Origin of the sequence: Vibrio sp. S457-15, from assembly GCF_000960545.1 — a bacterium.
Lineage (GTDB): Bacteria > Pseudomonadota > Gammaproteobacteria > Enterobacterales > Vibrionaceae > Vibrio > Vibrio parahaemolyticus.
This window is the reverse complement of the sequence record NZ_JYOQ01000065.1, coordinates 82,327-105,850: the sequence shown is the minus strand read 5'-3', so window position 1 is coordinate 105,850 and position 23,524 is coordinate 82,327. Positions and strand designations below refer to the sequence as shown.

17 protein-coding genes are annotated in these 23,524 nt (G+C 44.6%); 11 read left to right on the top strand and 6 right to left on the bottom strand.

Annotated features, from left to right (window positions below; translation table 11 throughout):
• The first annotated feature begins 279 nt into the window (after positions 1 to 279).
• The 4 genes from fruB (at position 280) to UF05_RS08140 (ending at position 5,034) form a co-directional block, all read left to right on the top strand.
• Positions 280 to 1,410 (top strand): fused PTS fructose transporter subunit IIA/HPr protein, encoded by a 1,131-nt coding sequence (gene fruB / locus UF05_RS08155; RefSeq protein WP_025535209.1) that lies wholly within the window; start codon positions 280 to 282, stop codon positions 1,408 to 1,410.
• Positions 1,411 to 1,421: 11 nt separating this feature from the next.
• Positions 1,422 to 2,396, top strand: a complete 975-nt coding sequence (gene pfkB / locus UF05_RS08150) for a 1-phosphofructokinase (protein WP_045546017.1) — start codon at positions 1,422 to 1,424, stop codon at positions 2,394 to 2,396.
• A 19-nt stretch (positions 2,397 to 2,415) separates the two neighbouring features.
• Positions 2,416 to 4,149, top strand: a complete 1,734-nt coding sequence (gene fruA / locus UF05_RS08145; protein ID WP_045546016.1) for a PTS fructose transporter subunit IIBC — start codon at positions 2,416 to 2,418, stop codon at positions 4,147 to 4,149.
• 309 nt (positions 4,150 to 4,458) lie between these two features.
• A complete protein-coding gene (locus UF05_RS08140) occupies positions 4,459 to 5,034 on the top strand; it encodes a porin family protein (RefSeq protein ID WP_005454197.1) in 576 nt (191 codons plus the stop codon).
• A 68-nt stretch (positions 5,035 to 5,102) separates the two neighbouring features.
• Here UF05_RS08140 and vmeV read toward each other — a convergent pair whose 3' ends face one another.
• The 3 genes from vmeV to vmeT are packed head-to-tail and all read right to left on the bottom strand — an operon-like array spanning position 5,103 to position 10,308.
• Positions 5,103 to 8,162 carry a multidrug efflux RND transporter permease subunit VmeV gene (gene vmeV, locus UF05_RS08135; RefSeq protein WP_045546015.1) on the bottom strand — a complete coding sequence of 1,020 codons (3,060 nt, stop codon included), beginning with the start codon at positions 8,160 to 8,162 and terminating at the stop codon, positions 5,103 to 5,105.
• The gene (gene vmeU / locus UF05_RS08130) at positions 8,162 to 9,223 is read right to left on the bottom strand and encodes a multidrug efflux RND transporter periplasmic adaptor subunit VmeU (RefSeq protein ID WP_021448484.1); all 1,062 of its coding nucleotides are present in this window, start codon (positions 9,221 to 9,223) and stop codon (positions 8,162 to 8,164) included. The genes vmeV and vmeU overlap by 1 nt, the downstream gene beginning before the upstream one ends.
• The gene (gene vmeT, locus UF05_RS08125) at positions 9,223 to 10,308 is read right to left on the bottom strand and encodes a multidrug efflux RND transporter periplasmic adaptor subunit VmeT (RefSeq protein ID WP_082063985.1); all 1,086 of its coding nucleotides are present in this window, start codon (positions 10,306 to 10,308) and stop codon (positions 9,223 to 9,225) included. Before vmeT ends, vmeU begins: the two co-directional genes overlap by 1 nt.
• A gap of 150 nt (positions 10,309 to 10,458) precedes the next feature.
• Between vmeT and vdeR the strand changes: the two genes are divergently transcribed.
• Entirely contained in the window at positions 10,459 to 11,184 is a 726-nt protein-coding gene (gene vdeR / locus UF05_RS08120) for an efflux transporter transcriptional repressor VdeR (RefSeq protein ID WP_005478460.1), read from the top strand.
• Positions 11,185 to 11,255: 71 nt separating this feature from the next.
• On the opposite strand, the gene gcvT is transcribed toward vdeR, so the two are convergent.
• Positions 11,256 to 12,374 (bottom strand): glycine cleavage system aminomethyltransferase GcvT, encoded by a 1,119-nt coding sequence (gene gcvT / locus UF05_RS08115; RefSeq protein WP_025570353.1) that lies wholly within the window; start codon positions 12,372 to 12,374, stop codon positions 11,256 to 11,258.
• 260 nt (positions 12,375 to 12,634) lie between these two features.
• Positions 12,635 to 13,258: a helix-turn-helix domain-containing protein gene (locus UF05_RS08110; protein WP_015313193.1), complete on the bottom strand. Its 624-nt coding sequence runs from the start codon at positions 13,256 to 13,258 to the stop codon at positions 12,635 to 12,637.
• 375 nt (positions 13,259 to 13,633) lie between these two features.
• On the opposite strand from UF05_RS08110, the gene UF05_RS08105 reads away from it, so the two are divergent.
• From UF05_RS08105 to UF05_RS26310, 6 genes are all read left to right on the top strand, one after another.
• Positions 13,634 to 14,929: a serine hydroxymethyltransferase gene (locus UF05_RS08105; protein ID WP_005498726.1), complete on the top strand. Its 1,296-nt coding sequence runs from the start codon at positions 13,634 to 13,636 to the stop codon at positions 14,927 to 14,929.
• Positions 14,930 to 14,980: 51 nt separating this feature from the next.
• Positions 14,981 to 15,361, top strand: a complete 381-nt coding sequence (gcvH, locus tag UF05_RS08100) for a glycine cleavage system protein GcvH (RefSeq protein ID WP_005454126.1) — start codon at positions 14,981 to 14,983, stop codon at positions 15,359 to 15,361.
• Between the two features lie 128 nt (positions 15,362 to 15,489).
• Positions 15,490 to 18,354 carry an aminomethyl-transferring glycine dehydrogenase gene (gene gcvP / locus UF05_RS08095; RefSeq protein WP_045546013.1) on the top strand — a complete coding sequence of 955 codons (2,865 nt, stop codon included), beginning with the start codon at positions 15,490 to 15,492 and terminating at the stop codon, positions 18,352 to 18,354.
• Between the two features lie 317 nt (positions 18,355 to 18,671).
• Entirely contained in the window at positions 18,672 to 21,437 is a 2,766-nt protein-coding gene (locus tag UF05_RS08090; RefSeq protein ID WP_045546012.1) for an AAA family ATPase, read from the top strand.
• A gap of 533 nt (positions 21,438 to 21,970) precedes the next feature.
• Positions 21,971 to 22,180: a cold-shock protein gene (locus tag UF05_RS08085; protein ID WP_031850706.1), complete on the top strand. Its 210-nt coding sequence runs from the start codon at positions 21,971 to 21,973 to the stop codon at positions 22,178 to 22,180.
• Between the two features lie 203 nt (positions 22,181 to 22,383).
• Positions 22,384 to 22,539 carry a hypothetical protein gene (locus UF05_RS26310; protein WP_162836296.1) on the top strand — a complete coding sequence of 52 codons (156 nt, stop codon included), beginning with the start codon at positions 22,384 to 22,386 and terminating at the stop codon, positions 22,537 to 22,539.
• A 335-nt stretch (positions 22,540 to 22,874) separates the two neighbouring features.
• On the opposite strand, the gene UF05_RS08080 is transcribed toward UF05_RS26310, so the two are convergent.
• A complete protein-coding gene (locus tag UF05_RS08080) occupies positions 22,875 to 23,369 on the bottom strand; it encodes a YcxB family protein (protein ID WP_045546011.1) in 495 nt (164 codons plus the stop codon).
• Positions 23,370 to 23,524: the final 155 nt, after the last annotated feature.

Genomic DNA, 23,524 nt, shown 5'->3' with positions numbered 1-23,524 from the left:
TATAAAAGCTGAAAGGATTCAGCAAAATCTAAAAATTGACGAAAATCACCAAAATCCGGCAATGCAGTAAGTCTTCGTCTAGGCTTTAAGCAATACTGCTCAAGGGGTGTTTAGCGTCAGATTTTTAAAACATTTTGCTAAGTCTTTTAAAAAATTTGCCACTTAGCTGAATCGATTCATTATCGAAAGGATATTTAGCTAAGACACAACAAAACTAGAGCAAGACTGAATACATTTTTAATTTGATTGGTACGAATACCTTAAGGCTGGAGAAGCACCATGCTTAAGCTAAACAAGAACGACATTACCCTCTCGCAATCAGCGACAGATAAGTTTGCAGCAATCAAGAATATTGCGCAAAGCCTGACAGACAAAGGCCTTGTTGAACAAGGTTATGTGGAAGGCATGCTAAATCGTGAAAACCAAAACTCAACGTTTTTGGGTAACGGCATCGCGATCCCTCACGGCACAACCGACACTCGCTCGATGGTAAAAACCACTGGCGTCGCTGTTCACCACTTTCCTGAAGGTGTGGATTGGGGTGACGGAAACAAAGTCTTCGTTGCGATTGGGATCGCGGCAAAATCAGACGAGCACTTAGGCATTCTGAAGCAACTGACCAAAGTGCTAGGTGCTGATGGCGTGGAAGAGCGTCTTCGCGATGCAAAAAACGAAGAAGACATCATTGCCCTACTTCATGGTGATGTTCAGCTTGAAGCGGACTTCGATGCGTCTCTTATCCAGCTGCTTTTCCCTGCAAGCGATATGGTACAGATGAGCGCTGTGGCAGGTGGCCTCTTGAAAAACACTGGCTGTGCTGGCGCTGAATTTGTTGCTGATCTCGTGACAAAAGCACCGACTCATCTTGGCAACGGTTTATGGCTAGTTGGTAGCGATAAGCACGTTTCTCGCACCGGTGTGTCTTTTGTCTCGACGGCCAACGATTGCGAATACGAAGGCCAAAAAGTGCGTGCTTTGGTTGCGTTTGCTGCTTGTAACAACGCTCACCAATCAATTCTGAACAACTTGTCTAAAATCGTTTTCAACAACGAACACAATAAGCTGTTAGATGCCTCTGCAGAACAGATTCTTGCGCTATTCAAAGGCGAAGAAGTGGCTGCGCCAGCCGAAGATGGCAACGTAGCAGTCTTTAAGATCAAAAACGCACATGGCCTTCACGCTCGTCCGGGTGCGATGTTGGTTGCAGAAGCGAAGAAATTCGAATCAAACATTCGCGTGGCAAACCTAGATGGTGATGGTAAAGCAGTAAATGCGAAAAGCCTGATGAAAGTGATTGCCCTTGGTGTGAAACACGGTCACCAATTGCAGTTCTCTGCTGAAGGCCCAGATGCGGCTCAAGCGCTGGAGTCTATCGGCAACGCGATTGCTTCTGGCCTAGGTGAAGGTTAAGGGGCACGCAAATGACAGCATTAAAAACAAACAAAGTTGTGACCATCACGCTGAATCCTGCGCTTGATCTAACAGGCTCGCTCGACGAGCTAAAGGTAGGTTCAGTCAGCCTTGTTGAACAAAGTAGCCTTCACGCGGCAGGCAAAGGCGTTAACGTTGCAAAAGTGCTGAGCGACCTTGGCGCCGACGTTACGGTGACCGGCTTTTTGGGTAAAGACAACCCAGAGCTGTTCCATCAACTTTTCACCGACATTGGCGTAAAAAACGAGTTTGTTGAAGTTGAAGGTGCAACACGCATCAACGTAAAACTGGTTGAAGCCGATGGCCAAGTGAGTGACATCAACTTTCCTGGCGTTCAAGTAACGGCAGAAGAAATTGCGCGTTTTGAAGAGACACTTTTCCGCCTTGCAGACACTCACGACTACTTCGTTCTAGCTGGCAGCTTACCGGGTGGTGTAACCGCTGAGCAATGCGCAGCATGGATTGAAAAACTGCATCAACAAGGCAAAAAAGTATTGTTCGACAGCAGCAAAGCCGCTCTACGTGCAGGTATTGATGCTCATCCGTGGCTTATTAAACCAAATGATGAAGAGCTGAGTGACTTTGTCGATGAGCATCTAGAAACGCCAGAACAGTGCCAAGTGGCAGCACAAACCCTCAGTAACAAAGGCATCGAGAACATTGTTGTGTCGATGGGCGCTGACGGTGTGATGTGGCTAAACCAAGGCGAGTGGCTACGCGCACAACCGCCACGCATGAATGTGGTGAGCACCGTAGGTGCGGGCGACACACTGGTGGCAGGCTTATGCTGGGGTCACATGCAAGTGATGCCGAAACACGATTTATTGCGCTTCGCGACAGCGCTTTCTGCTTTAGCAGTTAGCCAAGTTGGCGTGGGGCTAACCAGTCAAGAAGAACTGGAAAACATTAAGCTGCAAACACAAGTCAGCGAGCTTTACCCTAATACGAACTTAGACAAAAACTAAGGAACAGAAGGTTATCAGTATGAATATTGCCATTATTACTGCCTGCCCTAGTGGTGTTGCTAATAGCATCCTTGCGGCGGGTCTATTAGAACAAGCGGCCGCTAAACTAGATTGGAACGCCAAGATTGAATGCCAATCCAGTGTTATTGTTCCAACGCCGCTGACAGACGCTGACATTGAACAAGCTGACGCGATCGTAATCGCGGCGAACACCGCCGTTGATACTTCTCGTTTCGTAGGTAAAAAAGTCTACCAAGCAGAAATCAGCGCGGTGGCAAAAGACGCTACCGCATTCTTAACGACCGCAGTCGAAAGTGCAGCAACACTTGAACAAGCAACCACAGTTGAAGCGCCTGTCGAAAGTGCTTCTGCAACCAAGAAAATCGTCGCTATTACGGCGTGCCCTACTGGCGTTGCGCATACCTTCATGGCAGCAGAAGCTTTAGAAGAAGAAGGCAAACGTCGTGGTCACCAAATTAAGGTGGAAACTCGTGGCTCTGTTGGCGCGAAGAACCAACTAACTGACCAAGAAATCGCAGATGCGGACTTGGTTATCATTGCCGCGGACATCGAAGTGCCACTTGATCGCTTCAACGGCAAAAAAATGTACCGTACAAAGACTGGCCCAGCTCTGAAGAAAACCGCTGAAGAGATGGACAAAGCGTTCGAACAAGCCACGATTTACCAACATTCAGGCGCTGCAAGTTCTGCTTCGGCAGCAGACGAGAAGAAAGGCGCATACAAACACTTGATGACGGGTGTTTCGCACATGCTTCCTGTCGTCGTCGCAGGTGGTTTGATCATCGCCCTATCGTTCGTATTCGGTATTGAAGCGTTTAAAGAAGAAGGTACATTGGCAGCCGCACTAATGACCATCGGCGGCGGCTCTGCGTTTGCGCTGATGATCCCTGTGCTTGCTGGTTACATTGCCTTCTCAATTGCTGACCGTCCGGGTCTGGCTCCGGGTCTTGTTGGTGGTATGTTGGCAAGCTCTACTGGCGCAGGTTTCCTTGGTGGTATCGCGGCTGGTTTCATCGCAGGTTACGCAGCGAAGCTCTTAGCAGATAAAGTAAAACTTCCTCAATCAATGGAAGCATTGAAACCGATTCTGATCATCCCGTTTGTTGCGACGCTATTTACGGGCCTTGTGATGATCTACATCGTTGGTGGTCCGGTTTCTGGCATCATGAATGGCCTTACTGACTTCCTAAACAACATGGGTTCAGACAGCGCCGTTCTACTTGGTATTATCCTTGGCGCAATGATGTGCTTCGACTTGGGTGGCCCAGTAAACAAAGCAGCTTACGCATTCGGTGTAGGTCTATTGGCTTCTCAAACTTACGCACCAATGGCTGCAATCATGGCGGCAGGTATGGTGCCGGCGCTAGGTATGGGTCTGGCCACTTTCCTTGCGAAGAACAAGTTTGAACCAAACGAGCGTGAAGCGGGCAAAGCATCATTCGTGCTAGGTCTGTGCTTTATCTCTGAAGGTGCAATCCCATTCGCAGCGAAAGACCCAATGCGTGTAATCCCATCTTGTATGGCTGGTGGCGCTCTAACAGGTGCTCTATCTATGCTATTCGGCGCGAAACTGATGGCACCTCACGGCGGTCTATTTGTACTGCTTATCCCTAACGCAATTTCTCCAGTCTTGATGTACTTGGTAGCAATTGCTGCAGGTACGGCGGTAACAGGCTTTACCTATGCATTCCTAAAAAACAAAGCGGATGCAAAACAAGAAGTTGCTGCATAAGCAAAACTTAAGCGATTAACACTTAAGCAATTAACAATGCCACCCTCGATTTGGCATTCAGCACCTCCCTTAAATTCCGGTTAAGGGAGGTGTTTTTTATTTCCCCCTCTTCTGACAAAACCATACATTTCGATACTTAACCTTTATTTTTTGACTCGTTATGCTGCACGCATGAGAGGTGCGACTTATTTGCTTAACTAACGCTTCGGTGACTTGTGTTTTTTCAAGTAGCCGATGAAAAATCCCAAATGCAGATAAAGCCTCTTATATTTCACTTCGTTTTAATCAAAATAATAAAGTTAATTACACATGAAAAAAGCTGTCCTTTTGTTAGCTGCTGTTTCAGCATTCGCGCAAGCAAATCAAACTGATGTCGAGAAAAAAGACGTATCAGGCTTTTACCTTGGTGGTGGTATCGGGGTTACAACTGTCTATGACGACAGTGTTTGGCCGTATGCGGTTAATCTGGATTCTAACGACTCCACATACAAACTGTTTGGCGGTTACCAGTTCAACCGTATCGTCGCAATCGAAGCGCAATACACACGCTACGGTGATATTTTTGACAAGTTTGAAGATGCACCACGCACAATGGTAAAACCTGAAAACATCGCTCTAATGGCGAACCTAGGTTACACCTTTGACAGTGGCTGGCGTCCGTTTGCGACGGTCGGCCTTGGTCGTACCGAACTTGATTTTGGCTCTTCGTCAAAAGCAGAAACGTCATTCCGTGCAGGTGTTGGTGGCGAATACTCACCTAAAGCGATCGAGAATCTGAATTTCCGCATCGCTTATGAAGTAGACACATTTGTAATTGACGAAACTTACGATGACTTAACCATCATGCTTGGCTCACTTTACGCTGGCGTCTCTTACAAGTTCTAAAACGAAAAAAGCCCTGAGGAAATCCCTCAGGGCTAGGCAGGAAGCTGACTTAGATAAGTCAGGAGTCCTTATGCAGTGGTCGGTTTAATCCTAAATAGAATCGCAAACATTACTGGTACAACAATCAATGTTAGTACCGTTGCAAAACCAAGACCTGCCATAATCGTAATCGCCATTGAGCCAAAGAAGGCGTCAAACACGAGTGGAATCATCCCTAGAATCGTTGTCAGTGCCGCCATGCTTACTGGACGCACACGGCTGATCGCGCTATCTACAATCGCAAGATACGGATCTTTGCCAGACTCTAATTCCAAATTAATTTGATCAAGTAACACAATGCCGTTTTTCAAAATCATCCCGCTCAAGCTAAGCAATCCAAGGAATGCAGTGAAGCTGAATGGCATGTTAGTTGTCAGTAGACCAAACGCCACACCAATAATGGAAAGCGGAACCGTAAACCAAATCACCAACGGTTTTTTGATTGAGTTAAACAGCAAAATGGTGATGATGAACATCAGCAAGTAGCCCATCGGCAGAGAACCAAATAGCCCTTCTTGCGCATCTTTCGATGATTCGTATTCCCCACCCCAAGTAATTTCGTACCCTTCAGGGATGTGTAAAGCCCTCACTTTTGGTTGTACACGAGCAAACAAACTTGCCGCCGTATCATCACTCAATACATCGTGGTCAGCCAACACCGTTAAGGTACGTTTTCTGTCTCGGCGTTGGATCAGAGGCTCACTCCAATCTAGTTCGACACCATCAATGATTTGATCGACAGGAATGTACGTTTGTAATGACGGGCTCCAAATCTTCACGTTTTGTAGCGATTCAAAGTCCACACGCTCCGCTTCAGGTAGACGCATCATAATAGGTAACGTATGAGTTCCGTCACGCAGAACACCAAACGTGCTGCCGCCAAACGCCATTTGCAGCGTACTTGATAGATCTTCTTTCGAAATACCAAGGCGACGCGCTTTGGATTCGTTGAAGACGGGCACAAGTTCTTTCGTTCTTTCACGCCAATCGTGGCGAATGTTTCTCGCACCTGGATCCGTGTGAAGAATGTCTTCCACCTGAACCGCTAGCTCTCGCAACACTTTCGGATCTGGGCCAGTAATACGCGCTTCAATTTTAGACGCTGGAGACGGGCCAAATTCCATCAGTTTGAACTGGAACGTAGGCTCATCGAACACCTTCGCTAAATTGTCATCCAGCTTGTGAAGCAGCTTGAACATATTGTCACGGTCAGTTGTTCGCACTTGGAACTGAGCGTAAGCCTCGTAGCTTTTCTCCGGTTGGTACGTCAATGCAAAACGTTGTAGACCTTGGCCAATCGAAACCGAGACAAAATCGATGTCATCTTGCTGGCGAATATAGCTTTCTACTTTTTCCGCTTGCTTAATGGTCTGACGGATATCCGTACCTTCTGGCATCCACATATCAACGTAGAACATCGGCGTATTCGAAGGTGGGAAGAATTGCTGCTTCACATTGCCAAACGCAATAACGGCACCCACTAACAACGCCACCATCGCAGCGACCGTCATCCAACGAAAACGTAACGAGAATTTAAGCAATGCGCCAAATACAACGAACAACCAGCCTTTGTAAGGGTCTTCGTCTTCACCGTTCGTGTCTTTCTCTTCTTCTTTTAGAAGCAGGTCTGCTAAGAAAGGCGTGAGTGTAATTGCCGTAACCCAGCTCAAGAACAATGAAAAACACAACACCCAGAAGAGTGAGCCCATGAATTCGCCAGTTGCGTCCTGAGATAAGCCGATTGGTGCAAACGCGGTAATTGCGATTACTGTCGCGCCAAGCAAAGGCCACTGTGTTTGTTTCACGATATCGACGGCAGCTTGAACCTTTGTGCGCCCTTTCTTCAGGCCAACCAGAATACCTTCAACCACAACAATCGCGTTGTCCACCAACATACCCAATGCGATGATCAACGCACCGAGCGAAATTCGATGAAGTTCTATGTTGTTGTAATTCATCAATATGAACGTACCAAACACCGTCAACAGAAGAACCACACCAATGATCACGCCACTACGTAAGCCCATAGTGAACAACAGCACAATAATTACGATGGCTACCGCCTCAGCTAAGCTGATCACAAACGCTTTGACAGAATCATCGACTTCTTGCGCTTGGTTGTAGAAATAGCTCATGTCCAAACCCGCAGGTTTGATGGACTCTAAACTGCTTAACTCAGCGTTAAGGCGCTCGCCTACTTCCACTACGTTAACGCCAGACGCAAACGAAATACCGATGTTGATTGCTTTCTTGCCGTTAAACAAAATCATGTTGCCCGGCTTTTCTTGAATACTTCGGGTGATCGTCGCAACGTCTTTTAAGCGAATCAAATTACCCGTATCACGACCGTGGATGATCAGGTTTTCTAACGCTTGAACGGTATTCAGCGTACCGCTAGGACGAATAACGAGGCTTTCACCATTCACCATAACTTCGCCAGCCGAAACTACGTTGTTTTGTTGGTTAAGCAAGCCAGAAACAACGTTCATATCGAGATTCAGAGACGCAAGGCGGTCAAGCGAGATTTCAACGAACAACATCTCTTGCTGGTCACCTGCAATGTCTACTTTGCCCACGCCATCAACTAGTTCGATTTCACGTCGTAGGTGGTCGGCATAGCGTTTGAGCTCGACATAGTCGTAATCGTCGCCCGTCAGCATCAACATGACACCGTACACGTCACCGAAGTCATCAATAATCTGCAGAGATTGCACACCTTGCGGTAAAGTTGGTTGCAGATCGTTGATTTTACGGCGCATTTCGTCCCAAATCTGTGGCAGTTCGTCTGGGCCGTAATCCATCTTCATACTGACCATGATCTGCGACATACCATTCGAAGAGGTCGACGTGATTCGATCAATGTACGGCAGTTTACGAATCTCTTTCTCAAGCGGATATGTTAATTCTTCTTCCACTTCTTTGGAGGTCGCCCCAGGATAAGTCGCGACAATCATCGCGTCCTTAATCGTAAACGCAGGGTCTTCTAATCGACCAAGCTCTAGGAATGAAGTCACCCCACCGATAGCAAGAATAACAATGAACAACCAACTGATGACTTTGTTCTTAATGGAATACTCAGCAATGTTCATTATTGTTCCTTCTCCACAACATCCACATGCTTACCTTCGCGTAATTTACGCAGGTTTGAATTAACCAACACATCACCTTGAGTGATTCCCGATGAGACAATCGCCCCTTCACCGTTAACTTGTGAAATCGCCACAGGCACTTTAGTGACAGCGTCATTGTTCATTTTCCAAACAAAAAACTCATTATCATCGTTGCCTGCTTGAAGTGCCGTCATTGGGATGTTGTAACCATCGATAGAAGTGATACCGGCTTTTATCATATCGACCATCACGCTCACACTGGTGCCCGGAAGAATCTCTTGCTCTGGTTGAGGCATGGTCAAGTACATCTCATAAGTCTGTGTTTCTGAGTTTGGCTCGCTAGTGTGCTCTAAATAGTCCAGCGCATACGTTGTTGGAATACCAGAGAACGTCGCACGCGGCTTATAACTCATGTTTTGTGCGGTTGGGTTCACCATCGCTAACACGTTGTCAGACAATTCGATACGCACATAAACCACATCGTTTTGATACAAGTTCAGTACAGGTTCGCCAATCGCCACGCGCTCAAAACGCTCTTTGAAAACGTCTGAGACTTTGCCTGCAAACGGGGCAAATAAACGCGTATAGTTCAACTGGTTGGTGGCGTTATAGAAGTTTGCCTCTGCCAGTTCCTTGTTTGCGGTCAGCTCATCCAGTTCTGCTTTGGATATCATTTGGCGACCGTGCAGTTCTTCACCACGTTTAAGCTGGCGAATCGCAAGCGTGTATTGCGCTTCAGCATCATTTACCGCTTGCTTTTCTTTACTGTCATCCAGCTTGGCGATCATTTGTCCTTCTTTCACTACGTCACCAGCTTTCACTAGTACGTGTTGAATTTCACCGGCGCGACGAAATGCCATGGGTGTTTGTTCAGCAGGAACGACTAGCCCTTTAAACGCGCGATATTGGCTTTTCACTGGCGCGTCAACTGAAATGGTCGAAACATACAACGGTTGTTCGTCTACGTTTTGGCTATCACTTTGACAACCAGTAAGAACGGCCAAGGCGATGGCCGATACTGCGAATAGAGAATGCTTCATTAAATGCCTTCCTCACGAATCCAAGCTTTCACCACTTGCCCTTCGACTAATCGTTCTACGCCAGCAATAACCACGTAGTCGTTGTTGTCCAAACCTGACTCAATCGCGCCACTTTCATTTAGTGACAATGTCACCTTGCTCACTTGTTGCGTTGAGCTATCCATCACCCAAACTTCACCTTGGCTCTCTTGCTTGTTTACCCAAGCCGATGTCGGTAACGTCATGGCGTTAGACTTGTTTTGCTTAGCAATGTGTACTTGTCCTGTCATCCCAGTGAGCAAGTTGCGATCGGTTGGCCGAGTGATCGTCACAATCGCTTCATAGCTGTTGGTATCGATGTTTGGCTGCGTTGAGATTTCTTTGAACTTACCCGGAATACGTTTGCTTGGTTCGCTGTCCATCGTTACCCACATCTCTGCGTTTTTTAGTGCAGACAGAGAGACAGACTCCGCGTAACTAACGGGCAAAGTGAAAGAAACATCCAGCGTGGTGTTATCAATCAAATTGAGGATTTCTTGCTTTTCACCTACCACTTGATACGGCTTCACGTAGGTGTACGACACCACACCGTCAAATGGCGCTTGAATTTTGGTGTAACTCAAATCGGTTTTCGCTTGTTCAAAACTTGCCAACGCTGCTTTGTATTGCGTTTCTTTTTGATCGTAGCTATCGGTGCTGATGAGTTTTTTGCTGTACAGACTTCTTGCTCGTTCCCACTGAGTTTTCGCCAGTGCATATTGGGCTTGCGCCGCGTCTAAAGCCAATTGCAGATCTTTCGGGTCTAGTGTGGCGAGCACTTCACCCTTTTCTACCCCTTGTCCCATTCTTACCAGTAGCTTTTCAACTTCCCCACCAACTTGAAAAGACAACTGCGCTCGATACGTTGCATCAATACGCGCAAGAAAAGCGTCAGAGTCGTCAACCGTAAGATCTTTAACAGCAAGTAATTTAACGGGTTTGATTAAAGGCTCTGCCGGTTCTGATATGGCTTTATTACACCCTGTCAGCAACATAGAGAGACTTAACGTCACCACAGCGCCAATCAAAGTGTGCTTTATAGTTTGTTTTCGCACTGGCTTCTCCATAGACTTAAAATTTACTACACAGTCGTGCAGTATAGGCAGAATTGAATATTGATCAACATATTTTCCACATGGATAGCAAATTAATTAGTCAAAGCGTTCGGTTTCTGGTAAAAGTAGACACGTTGATTAATATTCGGGAAAAATCGAACTATGAATGTAAGAAAGCAAGGCCGACGTAGCGCTGAAGCCGCAGAACAAACTAAGTGTCTGATCCTTAAGGTCGCTGCAGATATGTTTTGTGAGCTGGGTTACGAGCGAGTCTCGCTAAGAAACATCAGCGAAAAGGCGGGTGTATCACATAGTTTGATTCGTCATCACTTCGGCAGCAAAGAGAAAATCTGGCAAGCAGTGAGTGACGCGATGGATGAGTTCCTGCAAAATTATATGGCAGGCCTAATCAACGAAATGCCTGAGAACACCCCATCAAATCGCAAGATTTACCTGTTTATGGTTCGCATGTTGGCGTTTGCACTCGTGAACCCTCATCCAGTGCAAATGATTGCGGACTCAATCAGACAAGATGATAACGCGCTGTTTGACTACTTCTTAAAGTCAAAAGACGAGTTTGCCGAGATTTTCACGAGCATTTTCGCGCAGTACAACAGTGAGTTCCCAGAAGCACAATTCGATCAGTGGGAATCAAAATGGCAGATGTTGATCTTTGCACACGGCGCAGTCAGCCTTGCTCCAATGATGCAAGAAACATGGCCAGATATCGCAGACAATCGTGAACAACTGCTGATCAAACACTGGGAATTGTTTAATACGATCATGGCGACGCAATTCAGAATCGCGAAAGAAGATATGATCCACCCTAGCAAGCTTGAAGACATCGTTATCGACATGTGTTGTACCATCGATGAAGCGGTAAACTAAAAAGCCAATAAGCGAAAAGAAGACATAAAAATGCCGAGCTATTCAGCTCGGCATTTTTGTTTCATTCAGTTTTAACCGCGGTAGTAGCGTTGCGGCACAAACGGCATTTTTTCAACCGTCATTGGTAACATTTTGCCACGCACTTCTGCGAACAGCTCCGTACCAATCGCAGCAAGATCGGCGCGCACATAACCCATTGATACTGGCTTACCTGCGTTTGGACCGGCTGTACCGCTGGTGACGATACCAATTTTCGCACCATCAGCATCAAACAGCTCAACACCTTCACGAACTGGCGCTTTTGTTTGACCAACAAGGCCAACACGCTTACGTGCAACATCTTTGGTTTCAATCTGCTTTAGAATGATGTCAGCACCAGGGAAACCACCTTCACGTTCACCGCCAACACGGCGCACTTTTTGGATACCCCAAAGCAAGCTCGCTTCAACTGGTGTTGTAGTAGTGTCTAGGTCATGTCCGTATAGACACAAACCACACTCTAAACGAAGTGAATCACGCGCACCAAGGCCAATCCATTCTACTTCTTCTTCCGCAGTCAGTTTGCGTGCTAGCTCTTCTGCTTTGTCAGCAGGCACAGAGATTTCGTAACCATCTTCGCCAGTGTAGCCACTGCGAGAAACAATGCACTCAGCGCCCAGAATTTCCACTTTACGAATATCCATGAACAGCATGTCTGCCACTTCTGGAGCAAAACGGGCTAACACTGTCGCCGCTTGAGGGCCTTGAATCGCCAGAAGAGCGCGATCTTCAATGACTTCTAGTTCAACACCCGATGGCAGATGCGCTTTTAGGTGAGCGATATCTTGTTCTTTACACGCTGCGTTCACAACCACAAAAAGATGATCGCCCAAGTTTGCAACCATTAGGTCATCCATAATGCCGCCTTCTTCATTAGTGAAGAACGCATAACGCTGTTTGCCAGACTCAAGATCCACAATATCAACAGGAACTAATGTTTCTAGAAATGTTGCCGCGCCTTCACCAATTAAGCGAAGCTGACCCATATGAGATACATCAAACAAACCTGCTGCATCACGAGTGTGTAAGTGTTCCTTCTTTACGCCTAGAGGGTATTGAACCGGCATATCGTAACCCGCGAACGGGACCATTTTTGCGCCAACTTCAACATGAAGTGCGTGCAGTGGTGTTTTCAGAAGTTCTTGAGTCATTTTCGTCTCCATTTAGATAGACCCGAGAATGCTATCGGCATTCGATGTGTTTCCAATAATAAACATGGCTCATTCTATTTTGCACGAACAAGACAGCGATCGGCTTTCAAAAGTGTGACTCTTAACATTTTAATCACAACAAAACGTATAAAAAAAGCGCTTCATTGACCGATATATCATCAACAGAGCGCCATCATAACGTATTTACACTTGTTAGCAATCGTTTGCTTTCACTATAGGAAATTTACAACTATTTATCACTACTTGGCGGTAACCCACAAAATTTGAGCATCTTCCTCACTTACGCTGGTCAACATGTGTCCCATGTTCGCGTCGTAATAGACACTGTCACCTTCGCTCAAAACCACCGGCTCGTAAAACTCAGAATAGAACATAACCTCCCCTGATAAGATGAGCAAAAACTCCTCGCCATCATGACGAACCCAATCTTTGTATTCGTCGAAACTGCGAGCACGGATCTGGCTCTTAAACGGCATCATTTTCTTATTGGAAAGTTGTGTCGCGAGCAGTTCATGTTCATAGGTCTGAGTTGGGTGTGGTTTTCCTTCACTTTTCTTAGTGATATCTCTACGCCCTGTTGCCACTTTTTTTCTTGGAGGTTCAAATAGTTGTGGCATGTCAATCTGCAATCCAATCGCCAATTTTTGCATGGCTTGGAACGTAGGAGAAATCTGTTCGTTTTCAATCTTACTTAGCGTAGAACGCGCAAGTCCAGTACGCTGACTCGCCTCTTCTAACGTAATGCCCAACTTAGAACGGATATCCTTAATGCGCTGACCAAGCTTTAACGGCTCGATATTTTGATCATTTTGTTCTTTCGCCAACGTCATCGACGGGTATTCATCGTAAATACTTTCTGCCATAAATCCCTCTATAAATATCCTTATTTCTCTCCTACTAGCATTGTGCATGAACCCTATAGTGGATAAAAGTGCACCACGTTAATTAAAGCGTGCTCTTGTTAACAAAACCAGAAATCTTGTTTCTTATAGGAAATTTTTGGTTGATTGTTCTCGCCTCAAGCGCTATGTTACCAACTTGTTAGATGTAGAGATGCAAATTTCCGTAAGAGATTGAAGAAGAAAAAGCGCAATCCGACGGAGTTTTCGCCCACTTTTTAGGGCTGGATGTTCACTCTGTTCTGCTACGCAGTTCAGCTGTTTTGAGGACAAATGAACCACATCGCAAGTCAATCAATCTTCTGCGGGTTCATTTTCAGATTTGGAAGGTCAACTACCATGAATAAGAGTTACCCTAACCACAGCTTGGAAAACTTTTTCTCTACCAACCTCTCTGCGACAGATGACGCTGTCTTTGCCGGAATTCAGGCGGAATTCACTCGCCAAAACGAACAAATCGAACTTATCGCTTCTGAGAACATCGTGTCTAAAGCGGTAATGCAAGCTCAAGGCACATGCCTAACAAACAAATACGCTGAAGGTTATCCAGGTCGCCGTTACTATGGTGGTTGTGAGCACGTAGATACAGTGGAAGCCATTGCTATCGAACGTGCGAAAAAACTTTTTAATTGCGAATACGCAAACGTTCAACCTCACTCAGGCGCTCAAGCAAACGGCGCAGTGAAACTGGCACTACTTCAACCTGGCGACACCATTCTTGGCATGTCTTTGGACGCAGGTGGCCACCTAACACACGGTGCACGCCCTGCTCTATCTGGCAAGTGGTTTAATGCAGTTCAATACGGCGTTGATCGTGAAACACTAGAAATCAACTACGATGATGTGCGCGCTCTGGCACTAGAACACAAACCAAAGATGATCATCGCAGGCGGTAGCGCGATTCCACGTACTATCGATTTCGCAAAGTTCCGTGAAATCGCCGACGAAGTGAACGCAACCCTAATGGTCGATATGGCGCACATCGCAGGCCTTATCGCAACAGGCGCACACCCTAGCCCATTGCCACACGCACACGTTGTGACCACGACAACGCACAAAACACTGCGTGGTCCACGCGGGGGCATGATTCTGACTAACCACGAAGACATCATTAAGAAGATCAATTCGGCGGTATTCCCAGGCCTACAAGGCGGCCCATTAATGCACGTTATCGCCGCTAAAGCGGTCGCATTTGGTGAAGCACTTGGCCCTGAATTTAAAACTTATATTGATTCGGTGATCAATAACGCAAAAGTCCTAGCGGAAGTATTGCAAACTCGCGGTTGCGACATCGTAACCGGTGGTACAGACACGCACTTAATGCTGGTTGACCTTCGCCCTAAAGGCTTGAAAGGTAACAAAGCAGAAGAAGCTCTGGAGCGTGCTGGGATCACATGTAACAAAAATGGCATCCCATTCGATACAGAGAAGCCTATGATTACATCGGGCATCCGTTTAGGAACGCCTGCGGGTACAAGCCGCGGCTTTGGCGCTGAAGAATTCAAACTCATCGGTAATTGGATTGGTGACGTACTGGACGGTTTGGTGAACAACCCAGAAGGTGACGCAATCGTTGAGAAACGCGTTCGCAAAGAAGTAAAAGAGCTTTGCAGTCGCTTCCCTCTTTACCAGTAAACGACTTTTTAAATCAGAATAATTCCTGACAAGTTATTTGGAGATTAAGCAATGGACAAAACACTGAAGTTTACAGATAGCCACGAGTGGGTACGTGACAACGGTGACGGCACAGTGACAATCGGTATTTCTGAGCATGCGCAAGAAATGTTGGGTGACGTAGTATTCGTTGACCTACCAGACGTGGAAGACGAAGTAGAAGCTGGCGAAAGCTTCTCTTTGGTTGAGTCTGTAAAAGCGGCTTCAGACATCTACTCACCAGTAACTGGTGAAGTAGTTGAAATCAACGAAGAGCTAGAAGACAGCCCAGAGCTAATCAACGAAGAACCATACGAAGGTGGCTGGATCGTGAAAGTGAAACTTTCTGACCCATCTGAGTTGGATGACTTAAAAGATGCGGAAGAATACCTAAGCTCTATCGAAGAAGAGTAATTAGGATGTGACGAAAGCTGTTCCCTAGCCTGTTTAGAGAGCAGCTTTTTTTCTAGGTTCGGACGTATAATTAAATGAGTCAATTAAGACCATTTCCGATACCCGAGCCAAGGAGTAGGTAAAGGACAATGACTGAATTACTTCAAAGCCTCAGCACACAAAACGAGTTCGTTGGACGCCACAACGGACCAAAACTTTCTGACCAACAAAAAATGTTGGAAGCGATCAACGCAGTTAGCCTAGACGCACTGATCAGCGAAACCGTACCAGCAAACATCCGCCTTGAGCAGCCAATGACGTTGGCAGAAGCAAAAAGCGAAGCGGACATGCTGGCTACGATGAAACAATTCGCAAAACAAAACCAAGTCAAACGTACATTCATCGGTCAGGGTTACTACAACACGTTCACGCCAAATGTCATTCTGCGTAACGTGCTAGAAAATCCAGGCTGGTACACCGCGTACACACCATACCAACCAGAAATTTCTCAAGGCCGTCTGGAATCTCTACTGAACTTCCAACAAATGGTTATCGACCTAACCGGTATGGAAATCGCAAACGCGTCTTTGCTTGATGAAGCAACGGCAGCGGCAGAAGCAATGACACTTTGTAAGCGCGCTGGTAAGAGTAAGAGCAACGTATTCTTTGTGGCTGACGACGTGCATCCACAAACCATCGAAGTGGTAAAAACGCGTGCTAAATTCATCGGTTTTGAAGTGCTAGTTGGCTCTTTAGAATCTCTACCAGAGCAAGACGTATTCGGCGCGCTGGTTCAATACCCAAGCACAACGGGTGAAGTTCGTGATCTAACGGACATCATCGCGAAAGCACAAGCAAACAAAACGCTTGTTACTGTTGCGACTGACCTACTTGCTTCTACCCTATTGAAACCTGCTGGAGAAATGGGCGCAGACGTCGCAATCGGTTCAGCTCAGCGTTTCGGCGTACCAATGGGTTACGGCGGTCCACACGCGGCATTTATGGCAACTCGTGACAAACATAAACGTACAATGCCAGGCCGTGTTATCGGTGTTTCTATCGATGCAAAAGGCAACCAAGCACTTCGTATGGCAATGCAAACTCGCGAGCAGCACATCCGCCGCGAAAAGGCGACATCAAACATCTGTACCGCTCAAGCGTTACTAGCAAACATGGCGTCTTTCTACGCGGTTTACCACGGCGCAGAAGGTCTGCGTACCATTGCTCGCCGTACGCACCACATGACTGCCATCCTTGCTGCTGGCCTAACCAAAGCCGGCTTTGAGCTTGCTCATAACAGCTTCTTCGACACCATCACCATCAACACTGGTGAGAAAACGCAAGATCTGTACACAAAAGCACTCGCAGCAGACATCAACCTACGCGTCCTACCTGGCAAACTAGGCATTAGCTTAGATGAAACAACAACCGTTGCAGATGTCGAAGCACTGTTCGCCGTCTTTGGCGTAAAAGAAGACGTTGCCGCACTATCAACGGAAATTGCTGGTAACGAGTTTGCCGCAATTCCAGAAACGCTACGTCGCACTTCAGAATACCTAACGCACCCAGTGTTCAATACTTACCACAGTGAAACACAAATGATGCGTTACCTAAAACAGCTTGAAAACAAAGACTTCTCGCTAACGCACGGCATGATCCCACTAGGCAGCTGTACGATGAAGCTAAACGCAGCAGCAGAGATGATCCCAATCACTTGGCCTGAGTTTGGTTCTATCCACCCATTTGCACCAGCAGAACAAGCAGCGGGCTATGCAGCGCTAGCGAAAGATCTAAAAGAGAAGCTTTGTGAAATCACAGGCTACGACGCATTCTCACTACAGCCAAACTCCGGCGCATCGGGTGAGTATGCAGGTCTTATCGCGATTCAACGCTACCACGAAAGCCGTGGCGAAGGTCACCGCAACGTATGTTTGATCCCAAGTTCTGCGCACGGTACTAACCCTGCAACCGCATCTATGGTGTCAATGAAAGTTGTGGTTGTTAAGTGTGATGACGAAGGCAATATCGACATCGACGATCTAGCAGCGAAAATCGAGAAGCACAAAGACAACCTATCCAGCATCATGATCACTTACCCTTCTACGCACGGCGTTTACGAAGAGAAAGTGAAAGAAGTGTGTGAAATGGTTCATGCCGCAGGCGGTCAAGTATACCTAGACGGCGCGAACATGAACGCACAGGTTGGTCTAACGTCCCCTGGCTTTATCGGCTCAGACGTTTCTCACCTAAACCTACACAAAACCTTCTGTATCCCTCACGGTGGTGGCGGTCCAGGTATGGGGCCTATCGGTGTTAAATCGCACCTAGCACCTTTCCTACCAGGTCACATCGAGAACGGTGTAGAAGGCGAAGACTTCGCAGTATCAGCTGCAGATTTTGGTAGTGCATCTATCCTACCTATCTCTTGGGCTTACATCGCAATGATGGGTGAAGCAGGCTTATCCAACGCAACCAAGGTCGCGATTCTAAACGCTAACTATGTGATGGAACGTCTACGCCCTCACTACCCTGTTCTTTACCGTGGTAAAAATGGCCGCGTAGCGCACGAATGTATTATCGACATCCGTCCGCTGAAAGAAGAAACAGGCATTAGCGAAGAAGATATCGCGAAGCGTCTGATGGACTACGGTTTCCACGCGCCAACCATGTCGTTCCCAGTTGCTGGCACGCTAATGGTTGAGCCAACGGAATCTGAAGACCTAGCAGAGCTAAACCGCTTCTGTGATGCGATGATTTCTATTCGTGAAGAAATGACGAAAGTGAAAAACGGCGAATGGCCACTAGAGAACAACCCGCTAGTTAATGCGCCACACACGCAAGTTGACCTTTCTGCTGAAGAATGGGATCGCCCATACTCACGCGAAGTTGGCTGCTTCCCTTCTAAAGCAACCAAATCTTGGAAATACTGGCCAACAGTAAACCGCGTAGATAACGTTTACGGCGACCGTAACCTAATCTGCTCGTGCCCAAGCATCGATAACTACGAAGACTAATTTTTGTAGAATCTAAATAGACAAAGGCGAACCGTTTGGTTCGCCTTTTTGTTTTTAACTCACTTCTGGACAAAAGCTTGTCAGTGGCTTTCCTAAATTAGACATTCATGGATAACTACAGATATGGAAAGCCGTTAACTACTCCGATTTGGTCATATCAAGGGGAAAGAAGCCGATCTCATTAAGTTCGCTTTTTTTCAAAACACTCTGACAACTACATAGATCAATCTAACGGTTTAAGAATAAAACATTGGGTAACATGCAGTTACTATCAATGGTAGCATTCCTTTACAACCAGTTGCACTGGTGTACCTTTCATGAGTTATCATTTAAATAATTTTCTAAAAAGTCAGATTCTAGATGATGATGTCTCTTATCTATATCTATTGTCCCTCATTAAAAATCAAAAAGACAAGAAACTGACAAAAGTGATTTTTTCGGAGCTTGGTGACATAGATAAGATAAAGAGAAGAGTGAAAAAGAATGTAGAAAGGTACAGGCGAATTGTAAACCAAAGTATGGCTTTAGCACGTGATGGCTCCAATTTAGTCCTGACACCTTTGAAATCAATACAAGTCAAAAACTTTAGAGGGTTTTCTTCACTTAACGACAATGATGAAGGGACGTTAATCCCATTTAGCAAGGGTGTTAATGTCTTTTTTGCACCAAACGGTGGAGGCAAAACATCATTATGTGAAGCTATAGAATATAGCCTTACTAATAACGTAAAAGAAGCGAGTAGAAGAAATACACCGTTAAAAAGCTACATAAAGAATGGTGGGGCACCAAGCATTAACTGCAAATTGGTTAATGGAACCGTCTCCCAATCCCCCTTTTGGAATAGCTGCTTTATTGATAGAAACAGACTACAAGAATTCTCGCTATTGGGTTCGAAGGATACGAACGTCAGACAAGCGGATGTTCTGGCTACATTGTTTGAGCTTGAAGAAATTGACGACATTGTAAATGGAATGGTTAAGCCAGCTTCATTCAAAGCGATTGAGTTTTTTAGAACGTCTGGTCAAGACAGTTATGAAGATGTGACCCAACAACTCGCTGAAAAAAGGCGCTTGAGAAAAACAAAGAACGACGACATCCAAAAAGAGCAGCAGCTCTTAGCTGAACTATTTGGATTAGAAAGATATGAACATGCTCATATAGTAACAAGGAAGAATTACTTCGATAGGTTGAAAAAATACCTAATGCTAAGTACTCAGAAATTTGAAGTTACTAGTGAAGAAGTTCAGCTAAACTCCTTAGCTAAATATATCGAGTCAATCACTTGGTTAATTGATTTGTTAGCAAGTAGAAGAAAAGTCTTAGCAAACAACGCTAGTAAAGTTAACTACAAAGATTTGTATAAGGCTATGAAAAACTTCGGTGATATGTCCGAAATTGAAATCTGCCCAACTTGTGAAACCCCTATTAAAGAGGTTCGAAAACATCCACAAAAAGTAGTTGAAGACGAGCTACCAAAGCTAGCGTTCTTAGAACAATTATCCATAACCTGCGAAAAGATAGAGCATCAATTAAAAGAACGAATAGCTGTTTCCGTTGCTTATATACAAGCGTGCCTAGAGCTACACCGAGATACCCTAACGAAAGGCTTGGTTTCAGCTATCAACAATGTTTTATCATCAGACACATCTAATCCAGCCGAGTATTTAAAACAGTTATCGGCACTATACGGGTTCACAACTGAAATTGAAAAACTGAATGATGATATTAGAGCAAGAAACAAGAGAGTAGCAAATCAAGCTAAACGCCTCGAGTCTCTTAACGCTAAAATTCACGACATCGAGAAAAAACTCGATTCTGCTACAGTTTTTGAGACAAATATTGAGGTGAAATCTGAGCTATTACTGGAAACACAAAAAGAAATAATTCGTCTTTTTGAACAAAGTAAAATTCATGCGAGTCAAATACTGCTTGACGAGAAGTTTAACGACTTTGCAAAGCAGCTTGAAGATAGTTACAAGAAATTATTTTCAAAACTTAATGAGTACAAGCAAGGAATAGAGTCTACAAATATAAATGGAATAGAACTATCAACACTGAGCTATTACAACCAAATCAATAAACATGACAACCCGAATGAACTAGTGTCGGAAGTCAAATTTCAGCAAAAAGGCGGAACATATAGAATTATTCTTAAGATGCAAGATGGTAGTGAAGATGACGCGTTTTGTGTGTTAAGTGAAGGACACCTCAGAGGGTTAGGACTTGCCTTACTCTTATCTGTAGCAAAGAAAAACAGTCATCCAGTGATTGTTTTCGATGATGTAGTCAATGCAATTGATACTGAACATAGGTCAAATATTATAGATATGTTTAGTGATGATGTTTACCTAAAAACAGTTCAAAGAATAATTACAACGCATGATAGAATGTTCTGGGAGAAGATTTCGAACAGACATAAAAGAGCAACTGATGCGGACACATTTTCAAGTCAAATATTGAAATCGACACCAAAGGGGATAGTTATACAAAACTTCGGTGTGAATTACTCTCAAAAGGTTAAAGAAGCACTTGAGGTATACGACATTCGTCAAGCACTGGTCTACTCACGAATTTGGTTTGAGACTATGGTCAATGAGTATTGTGTTAGAAATCAAATCGAAATAACGACAACATTTTCTAGCAGACAACTCAAAAAAGACAATTGGTTGGAAGTCAGCTTAGAGGAAACTTATCGCGAGTTTGCGAAATCATTGAACGGTAATGTCAGCACCTTTAACTACCTGAAAAACGATCTAATAAACTGGGGTGGTCAGAATCAAGAACATCACGCATTTGATGAGTATAACTATAACTTTTCTCATGCAACGACTAGCTTAGAAGTTCAGACTATCTATGAGAAGTTATGGGTATTAGAGGCTCAGTTAAATCAAGAGCAAACTGTCGAGAAGTTGAATAGTGAAAAAGCAGAACATGAAAGAATCAGGGAACAAACTATCCGTCAATTAGCAAATCAAGGGTTTGTAGATAATGCTGATCAGAAGCTTGTTCAAAATTGCAGAGACCGCCTTGAGCGAGCTAATAGCGAGTTACTGTTGCTGAACAAGATCTTAGAACAAGTTTAGCTATAGACGAATGCTTGGTCGAATATCCCCCGTGATACATCACGGGGATTCAGCTAACAGGATTAGGGCAATGGATAACTTTTAGTAGGGCAAACACATACTGCCTCAGTCGTATAGAGTGGTCACTTTAAACGACTTTGGGGCACTTCTGAGTTACGAAGTGCCAACTGTGAAAGTTCTGGACAAAAGCTTGCTTAAAGCAACAAAACCATTTTGAATGAGTCTTTCATCTGAATGGTTACTGGCACATCACTTGTAGTAAGCGCTTGTTATCATGAATAATTTAGCACTTTGTTACAACAGTTTTAAACTCGTAAGGATAAAAATTGAAAATAAAGGTATCTTTAATTAAGTAAGTCTGTATAGTGGCCCTTGCTCTGACACAGAGTTGTTTCAAGATAAAATATAAAGAAAGTTTTTCAGCGTCATCCCTAGCAAGTTTCTCTCTGTAATCTCCTTAATTCTATATCCTAAAAATAATACTTATGTTCAGTGCACCTTAATTTTGATTTTAATTTTATAAGGGGCATAATATGTCTAATCAAGCAATTGGTACAGTAAAGTGGTTTAACGAAACTAAAGGTTTCGGTTTTATTTCTCAAGAAAATGGCGATGATTTATTTGTTCATTTCCGAAGCATTTTAGGCGATGGTTTTAAGAAGCTTGTTGAAGGTGATAAGGTTTCTTTTACTGTAGGCAAAGGGCCAAAAGGTCTTCAAGCTGAAAATGTAACGACTATTTAGTCTTACAGTTGAATTTTAACTACCTTGTCATATGTGTGGCAAGGTAGTTGCTCTGACAAAGAGTTGTTTCAAGATAAAATATAAAGAAAGTTTTCCAGTGTACTCCCTAGCAAGTTTCTCTCTGTAATCTCCCTTAATTCTCTATCTTAAAAATAATACCTATGTTCAGTGCACCTTAATTTTAAATTTATAAGGGGCATAATATGTCTAATCAAAATGTTAATAATGAGAATAGAATTAATAAAAATAAAGCTATTCAAAATACTGAAACTTCAATCAATGAGAAAGTAAACATGAATAGCCTTCTTCAAAGGATTGCCAATGGTCAAACTGGTGTTGTTTTGGAGGAATTACTTTGAGAAATAATGGTAGAAAGAAAATTTGGTTTAAGTTGAAAAAGTGCGAATCAAACACTAATAAATTTTTATCAACTTGAAGATACAGTTTATAAAGGGTTGCCAGATAGCAACCTTTTTTCGTTCTATGCTACAGCCAAGTTTTTTAACTAGAATTTAGCGTTATTGTCATCAGAAAGATGAGCATAAGGGTCATGCACCTCTGCTTCTAGCAAGCTTTGGGGCAAAAACGAATTAGCCAGCGTAGTGGTTCTTCCTAGCGATTCTTTTTTAAAACTATGTGCCAAGATCAAAAAAGGCGAACCCATTGGCTCGCCTCTTCTGTTAATAGAGATTTGTTAGCTCGCTTTTGATGCGGCGTGCTGCTCTACCATAAACGTGATGACTTCTTCGTTTAAGCAAGATTTGCTGATGTATTGGCGTTGTTTACCAAGGTGAAGAATAAAGCCCAAATCAGTTTGTTCAAGTTGGTCGATTTCACTCCAAGCGAGGCTGCGATCGATTTTACCGCTTTTATAGCGCACTCCGTCTGCATTCACGTCAAACACCACTTTGCTGCCACGGCTTGAACTGATGGTTTGACGCCATAGCCACCAGGTTCTTTTGAAGTAAACGCTGCACGCTTCAATCACACTCAATACGATAAAGAACCAACCGACATAACCGTTAGGTAGCAGTTCAAACTCCAATAAAACCACACCAAAAATTAGAAAGAGAATCCCTTTCAAATACGCTTGTGGGAACTTCGTTGGCTGGCTAGTTTGATCATAACACTCAGCAAAAAATGGCTTGTCGAGTGTGTATTCTGTGGTGAATTCGAAATCTTTAGACATGTATGGTTACTTTAAGGTTTCTGTAAATGAGTATTCTTGGTTGCACTCTTGCAACACGTGCATTGTAGCGCTTCTCTGGCTTTATCTTTAGCCCTTTTGATGCTGTTTTGTAAATCAATGATAACGAAACATTAGAAGGCCTCGGTGCACTTGCC